General features: G+C 69.0%; 14 protein-coding genes. 9 read left to right on the top strand and 5 right to left on the bottom strand.

Going from position 1 to position 18,577, the window contains the following annotated elements:
• Nucleotides 1–46: 46 nt before the first annotated feature.
• The 5 genes from VFK57_25710 (at nucleotide 47) to VFK57_25690 (ending at nucleotide 4,593) form a co-directional block, all read left to right on the top strand.
• Nucleotides 47–1,597, top strand: a complete 1,551-nt coding sequence (locus VFK57_25710) for a DUF1800 domain-containing protein (protein ID HET7699142.1) — start codon at nucleotides 47–49, stop codon at nucleotides 1,595–1,597.
• Nucleotides 1,598–1,599: 2 nt separating this feature from the next.
• A complete protein-coding gene (locus VFK57_25705; protein HET7699141.1) occupies nucleotides 1,600–2,841 on the top strand; it encodes a DUF1501 domain-containing protein in 1,242 nt (413 codons plus the stop codon).
• Nucleotides 2,842–2,911: 70 nt separating this feature from the next.
• Nucleotides 2,912–3,178, top strand: coding sequence for a hypothetical protein (locus VFK57_25700; protein HET7699140.1), 267 nt, complete (start codon nucleotides 2,912–2,914; stop codon nucleotides 3,176–3,178).
• Nucleotides 3,178–4,293: an alanine racemase gene (locus tag VFK57_25695; protein HET7699139.1), complete on the top strand. Its 1,116-nt coding sequence runs from the start codon at nucleotides 3,178–3,180 to the stop codon at nucleotides 4,291–4,293. Before VFK57_25700 ends, VFK57_25695 begins: the two co-directional genes overlap by 1 nt.
• A 12-nt stretch (nucleotides 4,294–4,305) precedes the next feature.
• Nucleotides 4,306–4,593: a BMC domain-containing protein gene (locus VFK57_25690; protein ID HET7699138.1), complete on the top strand. Its 288-nt coding sequence runs from the start codon at nucleotides 4,306–4,308 to the stop codon at nucleotides 4,591–4,593.
• A 20-nt stretch (nucleotides 4,594–4,613) separates the two neighbouring features.
• Here the strand turns inward: VFK57_25690 and VFK57_25685 are convergent, their stop codons facing one another.
• A complete protein-coding gene (locus tag VFK57_25685) occupies nucleotides 4,614–5,099 on the bottom strand; it encodes a MerR family transcriptional regulator (protein ID HET7699137.1) in 486 nt (161 codons plus the stop codon).
• A 1-nt stretch (nucleotide 5,100) separates the two neighbouring features.
• Nucleotides 5,101–5,382 (bottom strand): 4a-hydroxytetrahydrobiopterin dehydratase, encoded by a 282-nt coding sequence (locus VFK57_25680; protein ID HET7699136.1) that lies wholly within the window; start codon nucleotides 5,380–5,382, stop codon nucleotides 5,101–5,103.
• A gap of 212 nt (nucleotides 5,383–5,594) precedes the next feature.
• On the opposite strand from VFK57_25680, the gene VFK57_25675 reads away from it, so the two are divergent.
• The 3 genes from VFK57_25675 to VFK57_25665 are packed head-to-tail and all read left to right on the top strand — an operon-like array spanning nucleotide 5,595 to nucleotide 12,245.
• Complete coding sequence (locus VFK57_25675; GenBank protein HET7699135.1) at nucleotides 5,595–6,275, top strand: TetR/AcrR family transcriptional regulator; 681 nt, start codon at nucleotides 5,595–5,597, stop codon at nucleotides 6,273–6,275.
• Complete coding sequence (locus tag VFK57_25670) at nucleotides 6,272–7,477, top strand: efflux RND transporter periplasmic adaptor subunit (protein ID HET7699134.1); 1,206 nt, start codon at nucleotides 6,272–6,274, stop codon at nucleotides 7,475–7,477. The genes VFK57_25675 and VFK57_25670 overlap by 4 nt, the downstream gene beginning before the upstream one ends.
• Nucleotides 7,478–7,484: 7 nt before the next feature.
• On the top strand, nucleotides 7,485–12,245 hold the full coding sequence (locus VFK57_25665) for an efflux RND transporter permease subunit (protein HET7699133.1): 4,761 nt from the start codon (nucleotides 7,485–7,487) through the stop codon (nucleotides 12,243–12,245).
• Between the two features lie 12 nt (nucleotides 12,246–12,257).
• On the opposite strand, the gene VFK57_25660 is transcribed toward VFK57_25665, so the two are convergent.
• The 3 genes from VFK57_25660 to VFK57_25650 form a co-directional block, all read right to left on the bottom strand.
• Complete coding sequence (locus tag VFK57_25660; protein ID HET7699132.1) at nucleotides 12,258–13,226, bottom strand: FAD-dependent oxidoreductase; 969 nt, start codon at nucleotides 13,224–13,226, stop codon at nucleotides 12,258–12,260.
• Entirely contained in the window at nucleotides 13,219–14,283 is a 1,065-nt protein-coding gene (locus VFK57_25655) for a hypothetical protein (protein ID HET7699131.1), read from the bottom strand. The genes VFK57_25660 and VFK57_25655 overlap by 8 nt, the downstream gene beginning before the upstream one ends.
• A gap of 71 nt (nucleotides 14,284–14,354) precedes the next feature.
• Nucleotides 14,355–17,309: a M14 family zinc carboxypeptidase gene (locus VFK57_25650; GenBank protein ID HET7699130.1), complete on the bottom strand. Its 2,955-nt coding sequence runs from the start codon at nucleotides 17,307–17,309 to the stop codon at nucleotides 14,355–14,357.
• A 49-nt stretch (nucleotides 17,310–17,358) separates the two neighbouring features.
• On the opposite strand from VFK57_25650, the gene VFK57_25645 reads away from it, so the two are divergent.
• Entirely contained in the window at nucleotides 17,359–18,492 is a 1,134-nt protein-coding gene (locus tag VFK57_25645) for a YihY/virulence factor BrkB family protein (protein HET7699129.1), read from the top strand.
• Nucleotides 18,493–18,577 lie beyond the last annotated feature (85 nt).

Raw genomic sequence — 18,577 nt, 5'->3', positions numbered from 1 at the left:
GCCGGTCCGGTTCAACCCGGCCGGCCCCTTCCCGGTCTAAGGGAGCATGAGGTCGATCACACGCCTGGCCGCGGCGGCCCTGGCCGTGGCAACCGTCGCCGGAGCGGAGCAGCAGCGCTCCGCCATCCCGGCAAAGCCCGACGACAAGGCGATCCTGCACGTCCTCAACCGGACCGGCTTCGGGGCGCGGCCCGGTGACGTGGAGCGCGTGCGCGAAGAGGGGATCGCCGCGTACATCGAGCGCCAGTTGCGCCCCCACAGCATCGACGATCGGGACGTGGATGCCCGCCTCGCGGCGCTCGAAACGCTGCGGATGTCGCCGCGCGAGCTCGCATCGGGGTACTTCATACCGGCGCTCGACGCGCGCCGCGCCGCGAACGCGCGCCCCGCGCCCGACACCATGACGATGGACGCGCCGCCGGCGCGGACGCCTGAAGAGATGCAGGCGGCCCGCAAGGCCCGGCAGGTGCTGGTCGAACTCTCGGAGCAGAAGGTCCTCCGCGCCGCCTTCAGCGAACGTCAGCTGGAGGAAGTGATGGTCGACTTCTGGTTCAATCACTTCAACGTGTTCGCGGGCAAGGGGGCGACGATGAATCACGTCACCGCCTACGAGCGCGACGCGATACGGCCGCACGTCTTCGGCAGATTCCGCGACCTGCTCGGCGCCACCGCGAAGAGCCCGGCCATGCTCTTCTATCTCGACAACTGGCAGAGCGCCGGACCCGCGGCTCGCCCCGGCGGACAGCGCGCCGGGCTCCTGACCCGGGGCGGTCAACGGCGGCCGCAGCGCGGTCTCAACGAGAACTACGGCCGCGAGCTGATGGAGCTGCACACGCTCGGCGTCGACGGCGGCTACACGCAGCAGGACGTCGTCAACGTCGCGCGCGCGTTCACCGGATGGACGATCGATCAGCCGCGCCTCGGCGGCGGGTTCCGTTTCGACGAGCGGCTGCACGACGGCGGCGAGAAGGTGGTGCTCGGCCGCACCATCAAGGCCGGGGGCGGGCAGTCGGATGGCGAGCGCGTGCTCGACATCCTCGCATCGCATCCCTCGACGGCGACGTTCATCGCGACGAAGCTGGTGCGGCGGTTCGTCGCCGATACGCCGCCGCCGGCGCTCGTCGCGCGTGCCGCCGGGCGGTTCCGCGACACCGGCGGCGACATCCGCGAAGTGGTCCGGACGATCCTGACGTCGCCGGAGTTCTTCGCGCCGCCGGCGTACCGGGCGAAGGTGAAGACGCCGTTCGAGTTCGTGGTGTCGGCCGTGCGCGCGACCGGGACCGATGTGTTCGAAGCGGAGCCGCTGGTGCAGGCGGTGCGTCAGCTCGGCATGCCGCTCTACATGTGTCAGCCGCCGACCGGATATGCCGATCGCGCCGACGCGTGGGTCAATACCGGCGCCTTGCTGAACCGCATGAACTTCGCCCTGCAGCTCGTCAGCGGCCGCATGCGCGGCGTACGCCCCGGCAGCGGCGCGGCCGGGGCCGCGCTCGGAGGGGACGTGTCGGCGGCGACCGCCGCGACGATTGCGAAGGCCGCCGATCCGCGGCAGACCGCGGCGCTCACCCTCGGTTCTCCGGAGTTCCAGCGGAGGTAGCCATGCTGTCCAGACGCGTGTTCATGAAGAACGGCGGGCTCGCGCTCCTCAGTCTGGGCTTCGCGCCCGCCTTCCTGGAGCGGACCGCCGAAGCGGCCGCCGCGCGCCGCAAGATCCTCATCGCCATCTTCCAGCGCGGCGCGGTGGACGGTCTGAACATGGTCGTGCCGTTCGGCGAGGGGGAGTATTACGCCGCCCGCCCCAGCATCGCGATCCCGCGGCCCGGCGCCGACGACGGGGCGATCGATCTCGACGGATTCTTCGGCCTGCACCCGCGGCTGGCGCCGCTGAAGCCGCTGTGGGACGCCCGGCAGCTCGCGATCGTCCACGCGTCGGGGTCGACCGATCCGACGCGATCGCATTTCGACGCGCAGGACTACATGGAGACGGCGACGCCGGGCGTCAAGAGCACGCAGGACGGCTGGCTCAATCGTTGCCTGCATGCGCGCGAGCACGCCGAGGCGACGCCGTTCCGCGCCGTCGCGCTCGGCGGCCAACTGCCGCGCGCGCTGCACGGCACCGCGCCGGCGCTGGCGATCTCGCAACTCGGGCAGTTCGGGATCCGCGCCGGCCAGGCGACGGACACGATGCAGGCGTCGTTCGAATCCGAGTACGCCGCGGCGGCCGACGCGGTGCTGAATCGCACCGGCGGACAGGCGTTCGACGCGGTGCGGATGCTGAAATCCGCGGACCCGGCGAAGTATCGTCCTGAGAACGGCGCCGACTATCCGCGCACCGGCTACGGCGAGGCGCTGCGCCAGATCGCGCAGTTGATCAAGGCGGACGTCGGCCTCGAGATCGCGTTTGCGGAGGCGGGAGGCTGGGACACCCACGCCAACCAGGGAGCGTCGGCCGGCGAGCTGGCGCGGCGGCTGGATGATTTCGGCCGCGGCATCGCGGCGCTGACCCGCGACCTCGGCGATCGGATGGCCGACGTGGTCATCCTCACCATGAGCGAGTTCGGCCGCGCCGTCGCGGAGAATGGAAACCGCGGCACCGATCACGGCCACGGCAACGCCATGCTCGTCATCGGCGGCGGCGGCGTGCGCGGCGGAAAGGTCTACGGCCGCTGGCCGGGACTCGCGCGCGAGCAGCGCTACGATGGCCGGGATCTGGCGGTGACGACGGATTTCCGCAGCGTGTTCGCGGAAGTGGTCCGCGGCCACCTCGGCGTCACCGATACACGCCGGATCTTCCCCGGATTCACCAGGCCGGAGGCCCTTGGCGTGATCGGCCGCGGATAGCGGGGAGTCAAGCCGGGCGCCGGCTCTCGGCTCGGATCCGCGGCTCCGGAATCGGATAATCTGGTCGTGCGTGAGTGGTGACTTCGCGGCGGCGGCCGTCTGGGGGGTGGCACTGCTCGTCCTGGTGGTGATCGCGATCGCCGTGCTTTCCGGCGACGGCGGCGGTCGCGGATCCTCGGGGGTCGGGCCCGCCGCGTCCGGCGCGATATACGATCTGCTCAATCAGGACAAGCGCAACGCCATCGAGCTCATCGTCGAGGAGAAGGCCGCGGCGCGCGATCCCGAAGACGCGGACGGCAACCTGCCGGATCTCGACCAGCCCACACGCTTCCGCTGATGCGCATCGTTGAACTCCCGACACCAGCCGTTCTGATCGACTCGTCGCGGCTCACCCGGAATCTCTCGCGCATGCAGGCGATGGCGAACGCGCGCGGCGTCCGGCTGCGGCCGCACGCCAAGACGCACAAGTCCACGGCAGTCGCGGCGCTGCAGGTGCAGCGCGGCGCCGTCGGCATCTGCTGCGCCAAGCTCGGCGAAGCGGAAGTGTTCGCCGACGCCGGGATCAACGACATCCGGCTGCCCTATCCGCTGCATCCGGTCAACGCGGATCGCGTGTTCGCGCTGGCGGAGCGCGTCACCCTGTCGTTCATCGTCGACGATCCTGCGGTGGCGCAGGCCTGGTCCGACCTCGCCGTCGCCCGCGGCCGCCGGCTGGAGATCCTGATCAAGGTCGACGTCGGCTTTCACCGCTGCGGTATCGATCCGGACGCGCGGTCGGCACCGGGGACGGTGCGCGCGATCGCGTCGATGCCCGGACTCGTGTTTCGCGGCCTGCTGAGCCACGCCGGGCACGGCTACGGCGCCAGATCCGAGCGCGAGGTCCGCGACGTCGCGATCCGGGAGGCGGAAATCCTTCGCGACCTCGCCGCCGCCGCGCAGATCCGGTGCAGCGAGATCAGCGTCGGCGCGACGCCGACCGCGCGGTTCTCGGTCGACGAGGACGGCATCACGGAGATCCGTCCGGGGAATTACGCCTACTTCGATCGGACGCAGGTCGGGCTGGGCGCGGCAGCCTGGGACGACTGCGCGCTCACCGTGCTCGCCCGCGTCGTCAGCCGGCCGGCGCCGGAGCGGGTGATTCTCGACAGCGGGAGCAAGACGCTGACGAACGATCTCGCGCGCGGCTTCAGCGATATGCCGGGATACGGCGCCATCCTGCGCGACGTGCTGGCCGCGGAGCCGGACGTGTCACTCGTCGTCGAGCGCCTGTCGGAGGAGCACGCCAACGTGCGCGTGCTCGAGGGGGACACGCGGCTGGCCACCGGCGGCCTCGTCCGCATCGTCCCGAATCATTCGTGTGTCGTGTCGAACCTGGTCGACCACGTGTGGCTGGTCGACGGCGACGAGGTGATCGAGCAGGTGGCGGTGGCGGCGCGCGGCCGGATCACGTAGAATCGACGTCCCATGGCAAAGGATCTGCCCGGCGAAGCGCTGGGTCTCGTCGAGACGCGCGGGCTGGTCGGGATGATCGAAGCGGCCGACGCTATGGTGAAGACCGCCAACGTCGTCTTCGTCGGCTGGCAGAAAGTGGACGCCGGTCTGGTGACCGCGATCGTCCGCGGCGACGTCGCCTCGGTCAAGGCGGCGACGGACGCCGGCGCGGCGGCGGCGCGGCGCGTCGGCGAACTGGTGGGCGTTCACGTCATCCCTCGTCCCGCCGACGGTCTCGACAAAATCTTCCCGATCTCCTAGCAGCATCCGTTCACGACGCGCTACGCGGTGGGCCGCGCTCGGGGCCGCGGTTTGCGCCGCCGTGTCTTCGCCCGCGCGCTGAGCTCGCGGAGCGCGTCGCCGCCGGCGAGCATCAGCAGCGGCTGCAGCGGATCGCGCAGCAGGTTGTAGACCTCGCCCTGCGCGGTGCGGCCGTACACGTCGCGGCCGTCGGTGAGCAGCGTCAGCGGACCGCCGCCGCCGATCGTTTCGAACAGGCGGACGCCGAATCGCGCACGCAGCGTCTCGAGCAGGCGGCGAAGTTGCGCGGCCGACACGCCCTGGCGCCGCAGCTCCGCGAGGACGAGCAGCTCCAGCAGATCGACCGGCGTGTAGCGGCGCTCGGTGTAGCCGCCGCGCGCCGTCCGCCTGGGCGCGATGTGCGCTGCGAACAGCCGCTTGTCGTCCCACCACTGGAGCTGCCGGGCGGTCAGGCCGGTGAGGTCGGCGACCTCGCGCGACGTGTACGTGTTCTTGAGCTGCGTCACGTCAGATCAACGCTTCCACTTGTCTGGCGCCGTCGAAGTCTTTCTGCGTCAGCCCGCCGGCGCTGTGGGTGGAGAACGACAGCGTCACCTTCCGGTAGTTGATGGTGATGTCGGGGTGATGATCGGCGGCTTCGGCGTCGAACGCCAGCCGGATCACGAACGCGACTGCGTCGGGAAAGCCGCCGAGGGTGAACTGCTTCCGGATGGCGTCGCCGTCGCGGGTCCAGCCATTCAGCCCTGACAACTGCCGCGTAATGCTTTCGTCGGACAAGCGTTGAGTCATAGACGGAAGGATACCCACCTTCGCGGCGGCGGGCCCGGGAAACGGGGACAGTCCCCTTTTCCGGAGGGTGGAAAAGGGAAAAGGGGACTGTCCCCATTTTGGAACCGTCGCGCTTGACCGGACGTCTAACGCTGTTAGACTGCTGAACACTGTTCAGTGAACGCCGTTCAGCGGGGCCGTAAATCGGCTGTAAGGCCAAAGGGATCAATAACTTGGGTGTCAAAGAACGTCAGGAACGGGAGCGGGAAACGGTCGCCAGGGCCATTCTGGACGCCGCGCGCGAGCTCTTCGTCACGCACGGCTACCACGAGGTGTCGATTCGCAAGATCGCCGAGCGCATCGAATACAGCCCGGCCGCCATTTACGGCTACTTCCCCAGCAAGGACGACATCTTCTTCGCCCTCGCCGACGAAGGGTTCCGCCTCCTCTTTCAATACGGCGGCACGCCGCGCCCGGCCACCGACGACCCGGTCGAGAAGCTCCGGGCGATGTTCCTGCGCTACTACGAGTTCAGCAAGGAGCATCCCGAGTACTTCGCGCTGATGTTCCTCGATCGCAGCGTGCCCCGGATCAGCCGCGACTGGTCCCGCTTCGGCTTCGTCAGCGAGATGAAGCACGACATGATCGATCGCATCCAGCAGGCGATCGACGCCGGCGCCTGCCCGGCCGACACCGATCCCAATACCGTGTTCCGCCTGCTGCTGACGGCGGTCCACGGCGCCGCGACGCTCAACCTCTGCGATCGCCTCGCCCCCGGCGAGAACGCGGACGTGCTCGCCCGCGCCACCGTCGACACCGTGCTCATCGGCCTGCAGGCAGGGGCGGGCCGCAACATCAGTCTGCCGCTCTGCATTCATCGCGAAACCCCTGCGAGTGAGGACAAGCCGTCATGATTCGTTCGTTCCGCCGTTCCATTCTGCCCGGCGCCGCCATCGCGGCGGCGCTCTCGACCGCCGCGTGCAGCGGCACCCAGACCAGCGCCGCGGCGCCGCCGGAGCCGGCGCCGGTGGCCATCCGCCCCGCCCAGGTTCAGGGCCAGACGATCGATCGCTTCATCCGCGTGACCGGCTCGCTGGCGGCGGACGAACAGGCTGACGTCGCCGCCGAAACCGCCGGACGCGTCATCGGCACGCCCGTCGAGCGGGGCACACGCGTGACCGCCGGTACGGTGCTCGTCCGCGTGTCGGCCACCGAGGCGGACGCGTCGCTCCGTGAAGCGGACGCCAACGCGGCGCAGCTCGAGGCGCGCCTCGGCCTCGCGGCCGGACAGCCGTTCGATCCGTCGAAGGTGCCGGACGTGCTGAACGCGAAGGCGTCGCTCGACTGGGCCGAGGCGGACTTCAACCGCATCAAGTCGCTGCTCGAGCAGAAAGTCGTCTCGCAGGCCGAATACGATCAGCGGCTCACGCAGGTGCAGGCGGCGCGCCAGCAGTACCAGGCGGCGCAGAACACCGCACAGCAGTCGTACCGCTCGCTCCAGGCGGCGCGGGCCCGCGTCGATCTCGCGCGCAAGTCGGCGGCCGATACCGTCGTCCGCGCGCCGTTCACCGGCATCGTCGCCGAACGCCTGGTCAGCACCGGCGACTACGTCTCGCGCGGGATGAAGGTGGCCACGGTCGTCCGCATCGACCCGGTCCGGGTCGAACTCACGGTTCCGGAGCAGTACCTCTCGCAGGTGAAGGCCGGACAGGCGGTGCGCCTCACGGTCGACGCGTATCCGGGAGAAGTCTTCACGGCCAGCGTGCGCTTCGTGTCTCCGGCGCTCAAAGCGGATCAGCGCGCGCTGACCGTCGAAGCCGTGGCGCCGAACGCCGACGGCCGCCTGAAGCCGGGGCTCTTCGCCACCGCGCTCCTCCAGCAGCCGGCGCCGGCGCCGGCGCTGCTCGTCCCCGCCGCCTCCGTCGAGACGGTGGCCGGCACGAGCCGCGTCTACGTCATCGCCGGCGACAACCGCATCGAGGAGCGCATCGTCACGGTCGGAGAAAAGGTTGGCGATCGCGTCGAAATCGCGTCGGGCGTGAAGGCCGGCGAGCGCGTCGCGGCAAATCCACGCGGAAAGCTGGCCGACGGCGTCCGCGTGCAGATCGAGGGATGAAGCCGTCATGCAGTGGTTAGCCGCAATCTCAGTCAAGCGACCGGTCTTCGCCAGCGTTCTCATCCTCGCGCTGACCGTCGTCGGCGCGTTCTCGTTCTTCAGTCTCGGCGTCGATCGGTTCCCGAAGGTCGACTTCCCGACCGTCGTCGTCACGACGCGGCTGCCCGGCGCCGCGCCGGAGGAAGTCGAAACCGAGATTTCCGACAAGATCGAAGAAGCCGTCAACACCATCAGCGGCATCGACGAGCTCCGCTCGACGTCCTCGGAAGGCGTGTCGACGGTGATCGTGTCGTTCCTGCTCGAGAAGGATGTCGACGTCGCCTCGCAGGAAGTACGCGATCGGGTGAACCGCGTGCTGCCGCTGCTGCCGCGCAACATCGACCAGCCCACGGTCGAGAAGTTCGATCCTGACTCCGCGCCGGTGATGACGCTCGCGGTCTCGGCGGACAAGCCGATCCGCGACATCACCGAGTACGCGGACAAGACGCTGCGGCGCCAGCTCGAGAGCGTCAACGGCGTCGGTCAGGTCGTCGTCGCCGGCGGCAGGCAGCGCCAGGTGAACGTGCTGCTCGATCCGGCGCGCCTGCAGGCGCACAACCTCACGGTCACGGACGTCTCTCACGCGCTCCAGCTGCAGAACGCCGAAATCCCGGGCGGCCGCGTCGAGGCGGGCTCGACGCAGATGACGCTCCGCACCCGCGGACGCGTCCAGTCCGTCCAGGAGTTCGGCGACGTCGTCGTCGCCGAGCGCGGCGGGCACCCCATCCTGCTGCGCGACGTCGCCACGGTCGAAGACGGCATGGCCGACGCGACGACCCGCGCCAACGTGAACGGCAGGCCCACCGTGCTGCTGTCGATCCGCCGGCAGTCGGGCATCAACACCGTGCAGATGGTGGACGCGGTGAAGGAACGGCTCGCCGACATCGAGGCGGTCACGCCGCCCGGCTACAAGGTCACCATCGTCCGCGACCTGTCCGACTTCATCCGGGCGTCGATCAACACGGTGGAAGAGCACCTGGTCGTCGGCTCGATCCTCGCGGCGCTCGTGGTTCTCGTGTTCCTCTGGAACTGGCGCTCCACGCTGATCGCGGCGATCGCGATCCCGACCTCGATCATCGCCACCTTCGGCCTGATCTGGTACCAGGGGTTCACGCTCAACTCGATGACGATGCTCGCGCTGACGCTGGCGGTCGGCATCGTCATCGACGACGCGATCGTGGTGCTGGAGAACATCTATCGCTTCGTCGAAGAAAAGGGCCTGTCGCCGTTCAGGGCCGCGGTCGAGGCGACCCAGGAGATCGGTCTCGCGGTGCTCGCGACGACGTTCTCGCTGATCGCCATCTTCATTCCGGTCGGCTTCATGGGCGGCATCGTCGGGCGGTTCATGAAGAGCTTCGGCCTGACGATGTCGTTCGCGATCCTGGTGTCGCTGCTGGTGAGCTTCACGCTCACCCCGATGCTGGCGGCGCGATGGATCAAGACGAAGAAGGCGGAGAAGGAGAAGCGGTCGAAGGACAGCCGCTTCTTCCGCGCCATCGATCTGCGTTACTCGCAGGTGCTGTCGTGGTCGCTGGCGCACCGGGCGGTCGTCGCGGGCACGGCGGTGCTGATCCTGCTGACCAGCGTGCCGCTGTTCGTGGCGGCGAAGAAGAACTTCCTGCCCAACGACGATCAGTCCGAGTTCGAGGTGGGCATCCGCGCGCCCGAGGGGACGAGCATCGATGCGACCGAGATTCTCGTGAACCGGATCGCCGCGGGCATCCGTTCGCTGCCGGAGGTGGACTACACGCTGGTGACCGTCGCCGACGATCCGGCGCAGACCCAGAACGCCGGCACGATCTACGCCCGCCTGAAGCCGCTCGAGGCGCGCTCGCGGGATCAGTTCACGGTCATGAACGACGTCCGCGCCAACATCGTCCCGAAGTTCGCGGCGAAGGACGTCCGCACGGGCGTGCGGCCGGTCGCGACGATCGGCGGCGGCGGCAATCAGAACGCCGAGATCCAGTTCACCATCAACGGCCCGGACCTCGCCAGGCTGGAGCGGTTCGCGGCGGCGGTGGCCGATCAGGCGCGCAAGGAGCCGGGTGTGGTGGACGTGGACACCTCGCTGAACGTCGGCAAGCCCGAACTCTCGGTGCATCTCGATCGTCTGAAGGCAGCGGACCTCGGCGTGCAAGTGGCCGACGCCGCGGAAGCGCTGAGGCTGCTCGTGGGCGGCGACCAGGTCACGACCTACAACGAAGGCGGCGAGCAGTACGAGGTGCACGTGCGCGCCGTCGCGGGCGACCGGTCGTCGGCGCGGGCCATCGGTCAGTTGACCGTACCGTCATCGAGAGTCGGGAGCGTGCCGCTGGAGAACATTGCGGAGCTGACGGCAGGGACGGCGCCCAGCAACGTCGATCGCCTCAACCGGCAGCGTCAGGTCACGGTGTACGCGGGCCTGCTGCCCGGCGTGTCCCAGACCCCGGCGATGGACGCCATGCGGAGGACGGCGGAGTCGTTGAACATGGGGCCGGGCTACCGCACGCGCTTCGCCGGCCGCTCGCGCGAGCTCGGCCGCGCGGCGCAGAATTTCCTGATTGCGTTCGTGCTGTCGCTGGTGTTCATGTACTTGATCCTGGCGGCGCAGTTCGAGTCATGGCTGCACCCGGTCACGATTCTGCTGTCCCTGCCGCTCACGTTGCCGTTCGCGCTGCTGTCGATCATCATCACGCAGCAGTCGTTGAACATCTTCTCGGCGCTCGGCCTGCTGGTGCTGTTCGGCGTCGTCAAGAAGAACTCGATCCTGCAGATCGATCACGCGAACCAGCTCAGGGAAAGAGGAATGGACAGAGACACTGCAATCCTTCAGGCCAGCCGCGATCGTCTGCGGCCGATCCTCATGACGACGCTGGCATTCGTCGCCGGGATGATTCCGCTGGTGCTGTCGAGCGGCATCGGCGCCGGCACCAACCGCGCCATTGGATTCGTCATCATCGGGGGCCAGTCGCTGGTACTGGTGCTCTCGCTGATCGTGACGCCGGTCGCGTACTCGCTGTTCGACGATCTGGCGAACGCGCGGCTGTTCTCGCGCGCGTTCCGGCGCGTCGGCGGCTGGGTTCGTCCTCGGCGCCTGGCGGCGGCGAGCGGCGCCGGCGCGCTGCTGTTGGCCGTGCTGCTGCCGGCGCAGGTCTCCGCGCAGCAGCCGTCCGGCGACGTCATCAAGCTGACGGCCGACGAGGCGATGCGGATGGCGACGGCGAACAACCCGGATCTGGCCGCCGGCGGCTACGACCCGCGCATCAGCGCCGAGCGGCTGGCGCAGGCGCGGGCGGCATACCTGCCGACGCTGACCAGCGGGGTTCAGCGCAACGTCCAGCAGTCGCCGCCGAGCAGCATCTTCCTCGGCAACGAGGGCACGCGCACCGACGTGTGGTCGGGCAACGTCGGCCTGGTGCAGCAGCTGCCGTGGGGCGGCGGGTCGTACACCATCGGCTGGAACTCGCTGCGCAGCAACGCCAGCAGCTCGCTGTCGAACTTCAACCCGTCCGTGACCGCGAACCTGCAGGTCGTGGCATCCCAGCCGCTGCTGCGCAATTTCAAGATCGACACGCTGCGGGCGCAGATCGCGACGGCGCAGCGCAACCAGCAGATCGCGGACATCGGCCTCGAGGAGCTGTCGACCTCGATCGGCGCGGCGGCGCAGCGCGCGTACTGGAATCTGGTGCTGGCTCGCGCCGCGGTCTCCGTGCAGCAGCGGTCGCTCGAACTGTCGCAGGAGCTCGAGCGGAACAACCGCGCCCGGGTCGACGTCGGCCAGTCGCCGCCGCTCGATCTCGTCTCGGCGCGCGCTGAAGTCGCTCAGCGCCGCGAGAGCCTGATCGTGGCGCAGACGCAGGTGCGGCAGGCGGAGGATCAGCTGCGCATCCTGATCATGGATCCGAAGCGTCCGGACTTCTGGACGGCGCGGCTCGAGCCGGCCGACCTCGTGCCGCCGGTCGGCGCCCTGCCTGACGTCGATGCGGCGGTTCGCAATGCGCTGAGCCTGCGCACCGACCTGCAGCGGACCCGCCGCCGGATCGAGAACAGCGAGACGGCGGTCGCGCTGGCGAAGAATGCGGCGCTGCCGGACCTCCGGCTGCAGGCCACCTATCTGACCAGCGGCCTCGGCGGCACGGAGCTGCTTCGCACCGGCGGAATCTTCGGGCCGGTCACCGGCCAGCAGTTCACCGCGTTCGGCGACGTGCTGCGCCAGCTGTTCGTCGCCGACTACCCGACGTGGACGGTCGGCTTCACGCTCAGCTATCCGCTCGGCCGCAGCGCCGACCAGGCGGCGCTCGCCCGCTCCACGCTCGAGCGCGAACAGACCGTCGCGCAGCTGCGCAGCTCGGAGTTCAAGGTGGTGCGGGAAGTCCGCCAGGCGGCCATGGTGCTCGAGCAGAACCGCGAGCGCATCGAGACGACGCGCCTGGCGCGCGAGTTCTCGGAGCAGCGGCTCGACGCCGAACAGAAGCGGTTCGAGGTCGGCATGTCGACGAACTTCAACGTGATCCAGGCGCAGCGCGATCTGGCCGTCGCGCGCAACAGCGAGCTGCAGGCGCAGCTCGACTACCAGCTCGCGCTGATTGCATTCGAGACGGTGCAGCGCGTCGGCAGCGGCGGCGCCGCGTCCGGCGGCCCGAGCGGCGCGGCGGGCACGTTCGGCATCGGCACGACCACGGCCGCGCCGCCGACGTCGGCACCGACGGCCGCCACCACGACGCTGACGGGACCGGGCGGCGGCTTCTGATCGCCGCCGGTCTCACCCAAACCGCGCCGCGCCGAAGCTCGCGACGATCGGGTCGAGACGACCGTCGTTGACGAGGTCGCCCACGACCGTCGCCGTAATCGGCGCCAGCAGCACGCCGTTGCGGTAGTGGCCCAACGCGTGAACCAGGCCGGGCGTGCCGGCATCGGGGCCGATCACCGGTAATCCATCCGGCGTCGCGGGACGCAGGCCGACGCGCACCCCGATGAACGTCGCCGCGCGGGCGGCGGGCAACAGCTCACAGACGGCGTCGAGGAGCTCGCGAACGCCGTCGCCCGTGGCCCGCTCGTCGAACCCGGCTTCCTCCACGGTCGCGCCGACCAGCACGGTGCCATCGAGGCGCGGCACGACGTAACAGCGCGGCCCCCAGACGATCGTCGAGAGCGGGGCGGCATTCCATCCCAGGTACAGCAGCTGCCCGCGCACCGGCCGAAGCGGTGGCGTGCGGATTCCCTCGATGGCGTTGGCCCAGGCCCCGGCGGCAAGAATGGCGTGTACCGCATCGACGGTGCGTTCCGAGGTGACCACCCGGAGCGTGTCGCGTGCGCGATCGATCCGCGTCACGCGATCGCGGACGAATACGGCGCCGCGGCCTTCCGCCGCGCGGGCGAGCGCCAGCGCGAGCGATTCAGCCGCCACGTAGCCGTGTTCGGGCGTCGAGCGATTGGAGACCGTCTCGAGCGTTCCGATCCGGCGGTACTCCACGTCGACGCCGGATTCGGCGCGGATCGCCGCGATCCAGTCGTCGTACAGCGCCAGGCTGCGGACGCCGAGGTCGAGCAGCGGACCGGGCTCGTGCGCCTCCACGTACGGCGCGAGCATGCCGGCGGACGCCTGCGTGGCTCCTCCCCCGATCGGCCGCGGATCGATGACGGTGCACGGCACGCCGCGGACGGCGAGATCGCGCGCGATGGCGCAGCCGATGATGCCTGCGCCAACGACAACCGCCGGAGAGCTATTCAAATGAGGTGAGCGTGGCTTCGAGCTGACGGACGCGGGCGCTGGGGCGGTTCCACTGCACGAGGATCGGGCTCTGATAGCGGCCGTCGGCGATGACGCCGTGGCCGTCGCTCTCCCGGACGCGCAGATTGACGGCACGCTTCATCCGCAGGAAGCGCCCGGCCGGCACGGCGATGGCGCGCGCGAACAGCCGCTCGAGCAGCGAGGCGCGCAGGCCGGTGAGATCGAGCACCTGATTCATCGCCCGCACCATGTCGTACTTCGCGTAGTCGAGCGCCTTCTGCGGGATCGATCGCGGCGAGGCCCACATGTGGCGGCCCTTCTCGGCGGCGAAGCGGAACGGGTTGCGCAGCACGTCCGCGAGATCGTGCCGCATCAGCAGCGTCTCGTACTCGTTGACGGTGAGCCCGGCCTGCCGCTCGGCGCCGGCGAGCTCGAGCCGCACCCGCCCGCTGCTCACTCCCTCGCGCCTGATCATCTCGACGATCTGCTCGTAGATCCCGAGCTTCGGATCCTTCAGATTGACGGAGTCGACCTGGTGATCGGACACCGGCACGTCGATGCGGACGCGGGACACCTGACGCTCGCGGTTGAACCCGACGATGCTGGTCAGGCGGCGGCGCGGACGCCCGTCGGTGATGCCGTCGAGGTCGACGAAGCACACCGGCTCGGCGGGGCGGTTCACGTAACTGACGCACGTGCTCAGTCCCGCGGCCATGAAGGCGAGGTGCGAGTCGGCGTTGCGCGGCTCGATGGCGCGCTCCGCGTGAGTCAGATCCTTGCGGCGGTCGAGTTGATCGTGCTCGTAGCCGGCCCCCTCGGGGAACATCGCGCGGAACACTTCGACGTACGGCGCCACGGTGGAGCGCTCGCGGCGCAAGCGGGCGGCGAGGCTCTGTTCCAGATAGCCGGCGGTGGTGTGAAACGAGTGATAGAGGTGCCGCGGATAGACGTCGAGGAGGTCGCCGTGGGTGCCGCGGAGCCGCTCGCGGACATCGATGATGTCGAAGCGGGCCCGGGGTGTGAGTTCGAGGGTGACCTCGACCGGAGCAACAGCCATGTATCGACTTGTTAGTGTAGCGCACCATGACTTTGTTTTGCAAAGCCATGGTGCGGCTAACCTGTTGAGCCCTATCGATTCTGACCGGATGTCGAGGTCGGCCTGGGGGCTCCGGCCCGGCCGGCGTCGAGGTCGTTCCAGTTCAGGATGGCATTGAACGCCAGGAAATGGCTGCCCTGCGTCTGCCAGCGCCAGAACGGGCGGATGGCAAACGAGACCACGTGCCCCTGCCCGACCGGTATATCGACCAGTTGGACCCGGTTCGCCAGCGCCTGCCCGCCGACGAGGGTGCCGGACAGCAGCATCTCGTCGGGATTCGCGGGGAACCGCATGATGACGCGGGCCGATTCGGTGCCGCCGGCCGCCGGGAACCCGCCGGGACCACCGCGGCCGCCGCCGCCGCGCCCGCCGCCCGCGGCCTGCTGCGGACCGGGCTGAGGCGGAGCGGCCGGGGCCTGCGCCCCTTCCGGATCGTACGGGGTGATCCGCTGCTGCGACGCGCCGGCCATGGGCGTGACGTTCATGCCGACGCCGGGAATCTCCGCGCCGCCGCCGCCGCGGCCGCCGAATCCGCCGCCGCCGCCGACGTTCAGCACCGGCTCCTGATTGAAGTACACCGGGAGCTGTGCGTCGTAGCCGTAGGCGATCGGGCTGCGGCGATCCGCGAACACGCCGCGCACGATCGAGCCGCGCACGAACAATCCGCCGGGATTCTCCACCGTCACCGCGCCGGTGACGTTGTACTCGGGGAGGATCACCGACGTGGAGCCCTCGGTGATCAACGTGCCGCCGGCCTGCACGAACTTGACGAGCTCCACCAGCCCTTCCCAGCCCATTCCGCCGCGGATGTCGTCCGCGGAATCGATCGCGCCGAGCGAGGGATACTCGGCGGACTTCTTGTACGGCAGCGGCGCGCTCCCGGTCTTCGGTATGCCGTTCACCTGCGACTGCGCGTTGCCGCCGACGTGCGGGAAGACGATCACGTCGTACTTCGCGCGGAGGTTGCCGTCGCGCAGCGTGACGTCGCCGAAGTAGGTGTAGGGAACGCCGTAGGTGTCGAGCGCGGCGCGCACCCAGCCTTCGTCCTGCGTGCGCGACCAGCTGTGGACGTAGCCGATGCGCGGCACGTCGAGATCGTGCGTGCGGACGGCGGGCGCTGCGGCGACCGCCCAGGCCGACAGCCCCAGGTCCCTGAGCACGGGATCGAGCTTGCCGCGGTCGGCGTCGGGAATGATGAAGGCGCCGGCGCGGAACTTCCGTCCCGCCGCCTCGAAGTCCTCTTCCGCGGCCTGCATCCGCACCGCGGCGTTCATGAACCGGAACTTCATCAGGTTGTTGTCCGTGGTGTGCGCCACGATCAGCACCGGTCCGGTCCCCTCGATGCCGCCCGGCGCTCTGGCGTCGGCGGTGAGCAGCGTCATCGGCTGATTGACGACGTTCTTGTCGGTGATCGGCCTGATCACCAGATTGCGCATGTACTGGAACGTCCAGCCGGTGTCATCGTAGGGGCGCGGGTTCGCCGGCGCGAAGCTCTGCACCGAGAAGTACATGTCGGCGACGGTGCGATACGGCTGGTCGCCGCGGATCACGTAGTCGCCGTTGGCGAGCTTGTGCACCTCGAGCCCCTGGGCGCGAAGGTCGTTCACCGCCTGTGCGGCGTCGGACTTCCTCGTCTGGTTCGCCGGAATCAGCCAGCCGTAGCTGCCGCCGGACTTTCCCTTCTCGACCGCGCGCTTGTTCTTCAGCCAGTAGTTCTCCAGATAGAGCTCGCGATTCTTCGCCACGTGGCTCAGGGAGAGCAGCACACCCGACTGCTGGATGTTGACGTTGTTGCGCGGCCCCCACTTGATCGACGGCAGCGGCGGATTCGGCCGGAACCATTCGCGGCTGGTCACCGTCGGCGCCGGCCGCACCTCGTACGGATCGGGGCCGTAGCTCTGCACCTCGTAGAAGCGGCCGATCGCGTTGTGGCCGTGCGCGATGAAGAACATGTAGTTGGGGGTCCAGCCGTCGTAGAAGCCGTAGGTCCACACCCCCGGCACGCCGCGCTTGGTCATCTCGAGCACGTCGTTCTGCGCCAGCATCCACCATTCGTTGATCGTGATCGGATCGATCGCCTCGTTGTACGGCCCGGTGCCGGTGGACGAGTAGAGATAGGTCTGCGCCTCGTGGAGATCGTGGAGCACCTGCGGCTTCCAGTCCAGGTTCGCCTTGCCGACGTGGCGGGTCAGCGCGAGGAACTGCCCCATGCCGTCGCGGTTGTTGTCGTGCTGCACGTACTTGCCCCAGTACATCAGCGGCAGCGTCTGCTGTCCCTGGCGCGTCCTCTTGTTGAAGTAGTAGGTGTCCACCATCTTCTCGCGTCCGTCGACTTCGACGACCGGCGTGATCAGCGTGATGACGTTGCTGCGGATGTTCTGGATGAACGGCGTGTCCTCGACCGCCAGCCGGTAGCCGAGCTCCATCAGCATCTCGGGCCCGCCGGTCTCCGGCGAATGCATGCCGCTCGTCAGGTAGTAGATCGGCTTGGCCGTCTTGAGCAGTTGCTGCGCCTGCTCCTCGCTGGTGCGGCGCGGATCGGTGAGCTGCGCGATCTGCGCCTTGTACTTGTCGAGCGACTTGATCGTCGCCTCGTCGGCAATCGCGACGAGGATCATGTCGCGCCCTTCTTCCGTCTGCCCGATGGTCCACATCGCGACGCGATCGGAGGCCTTGTCGATCGCCGCGAAGTAGCGATGGATGTCGGCGGCGCGGGTCAGCTCGCCTGGCGTGCCCGGCATGTGCCCCAGGAACTTCAGCGGCGTCGGCACCGTCGGCGACGCCGGCAGGTGATCGACGAGCTCCGTCGTGATCCGCGGGTCCTGCAGGTATTCCTTGATCCTGGCGGTGTACTCCGCGTCGACGGCCTGCTTCTGCGGCGCCGCCGCGCGGGTCTGCGCCGCCGGACGGCTGTCCGACAGCGCCAGGGACGCCGCCAGCATCACCGCAAGCCCTGCAGCGCCAACGAGTTTGGGGTGCTTCTTCATGCGCGCGGTTATAGCACAAAGTGGCCGGCGGTTTGCTTTTCGGCCACGCATGCTGGCGCACCTGCGAGTCCCCATCGGCTGGAAGGATCTGCTGACCCGCTCGGCGAAGGGAGCGTGGAACGACGACATCCTGAACCTCGCGGCTCAACAGGCGTACTACTTCTTCTTCGCACTGTTTCCCGCGCTGCTCTTCGTGGTGGCGATCGCGAGCTTCTTTCCGCTCCAGACGCTGACCGACGAGGTGGTCGGCCGGCTCAGCGGCGTCGCCCCGGCGGCGGTCATCCAGATCATCAATCAGCAGCTGCAGGAGCTGGGCAGGCAGAACAGCGGCGGCATCCTCACGTTCGCCTTCCTGATCACCATCTGGTCCAGCTCCGGCGCGATGGTGTCGATCATCACCACGCTGAACGCCGCCTACGACGTCACCGAGACGCGGCCGTGGTGGAAGACGCGGCTGATCGCCATCGGACTCACCGTCGGCCTCGCCGTGTTCGTGCTCGTCTCGATGTTCCTCGTCATCGCCGGTCCGGCGCTCGCCGAACGGCTCGCGAACACGATGCATCTCGGCGCCGCGTTCAAGTGGACGTGGTGGGTGCTGCAGTGGCCGGTCGTATTCGCGCTCGTCGCCACCGCAATCGGCCTGGTCTACTACTTCGCCCCCGACGTCGAGCAGGACTGGGTCTGGATCACGCCCGGCTCGGTTCTGGCGACGCTGCTCTGGGTGCTGGTCTCCGTGGGACTGAAGGTCTATTACCAGATGGTGCCCAACGCCAACGCCTCCTACGGCGCGATCGGCGGCATCATGGTGCTGATGCTGTGGTTCTACTGCTCGGGAATCGCGCTGCTGATGGGCGCCGAACTGAACGCCGAGATCGAGCATGCCTCGCCGTACGGCAAGGATGCCGGCGAGCGCGTGCCCGGCGAGAAGAAGGTGGTCGGCGCGCGCGCGCAGCGGATCTACGAAGAGAAGCGCGCCAAAGGGGAGCTGCCGACCAAGCCGCTGCCGGACGACGTCAACTGCGACATCGATCGCCCCGCTTCAGCGGAGGAGCCGCCGGTGCGCCCGAGCGACTTGATCATCGGCGCCATCGCGCTCGCCCCCGCCGCGGTCCTCGCCGCGAAAAAGGTCCGCGACGAGCTGAAGCAGGAGACAACCGAGGATCGCGCCAGGAAGAGCGCATAAGTGATCGGGCGATCGGGCGATCGGGTGATCGGGCGATCGGGCGATCGGGTGATCGGGCGATCGGGCGATCGGGTGATCGGGCGAT

The sequence above is a fragment of the Vicinamibacterales bacterium genome (assembly GCA_035699745.1).
Taxonomy (GTDB): domain Bacteria; phylum Acidobacteriota; class Vicinamibacteria; order Vicinamibacterales; family 2-12-FULL-66-21; genus JAICSD01.
Note: the sequence above shows the minus strand (reverse complement) of the source record. Positions and strands in the feature narration are given on the sequence as shown.

Coding starts and splice junctions, on each gene's coding strand:
- VFK57_25710 (HET7699142.1), top strand. CDS start 47: ATGAGGTCGATCACACGCCTGGCCGCGGCGGCCCTGGCCGTGGCAACC.
- VFK57_25705 (HET7699141.1), top strand. CDS start 1,600: ATGCTGTCCAGACGCGTGTTCATGAAGAACGGCGGGCTCGCGCTCCTC.
- VFK57_25695 (HET7699139.1), top strand. CDS start 3,178: ATGCGCATCGTTGAACTCCCGACACCAGCCGTTCTGATCGACTCGTCG.
- VFK57_25690 (HET7699138.1), top strand. CDS start 4,306: ATGGCAAAGGATCTGCCCGGCGAAGCGCTGGGTCTCGTCGAGACGCGC.
- VFK57_25680 (HET7699136.1), bottom strand. CDS start 5,382: ATGACTCAACGCTTGTCCGACGAAAGCATTACGCGGCAGTTGTCAGGG.
- VFK57_25670 (HET7699134.1), top strand. CDS start 6,272: ATGATTCGTTCGTTCCGCCGTTCCATTCTGCCCGGCGCCGCCATCGCG.
- VFK57_25665 (HET7699133.1), top strand. CDS start 7,485: ATGCAGTGGTTAGCCGCAATCTCAGTCAAGCGACCGGTCTTCGCCAGC.
- VFK57_25655 (HET7699131.1), bottom strand. CDS start 14,283: ATGGCTGTTGCTCCGGTCGAGGTCACCCTCGAACTCACACCCCGGGCC.
- VFK57_25650 (HET7699130.1), bottom strand. CDS start 17,309: ATGAAGAAGCACCCCAAACTCGTTGGCGCTGCAGGGCTTGCGGTGATG.
- VFK57_25645 (HET7699129.1), top strand. CDS start 17,359: ATGCTGGCGCACCTGCGAGTCCCCATCGGCTGGAAGGATCTGCTGACC.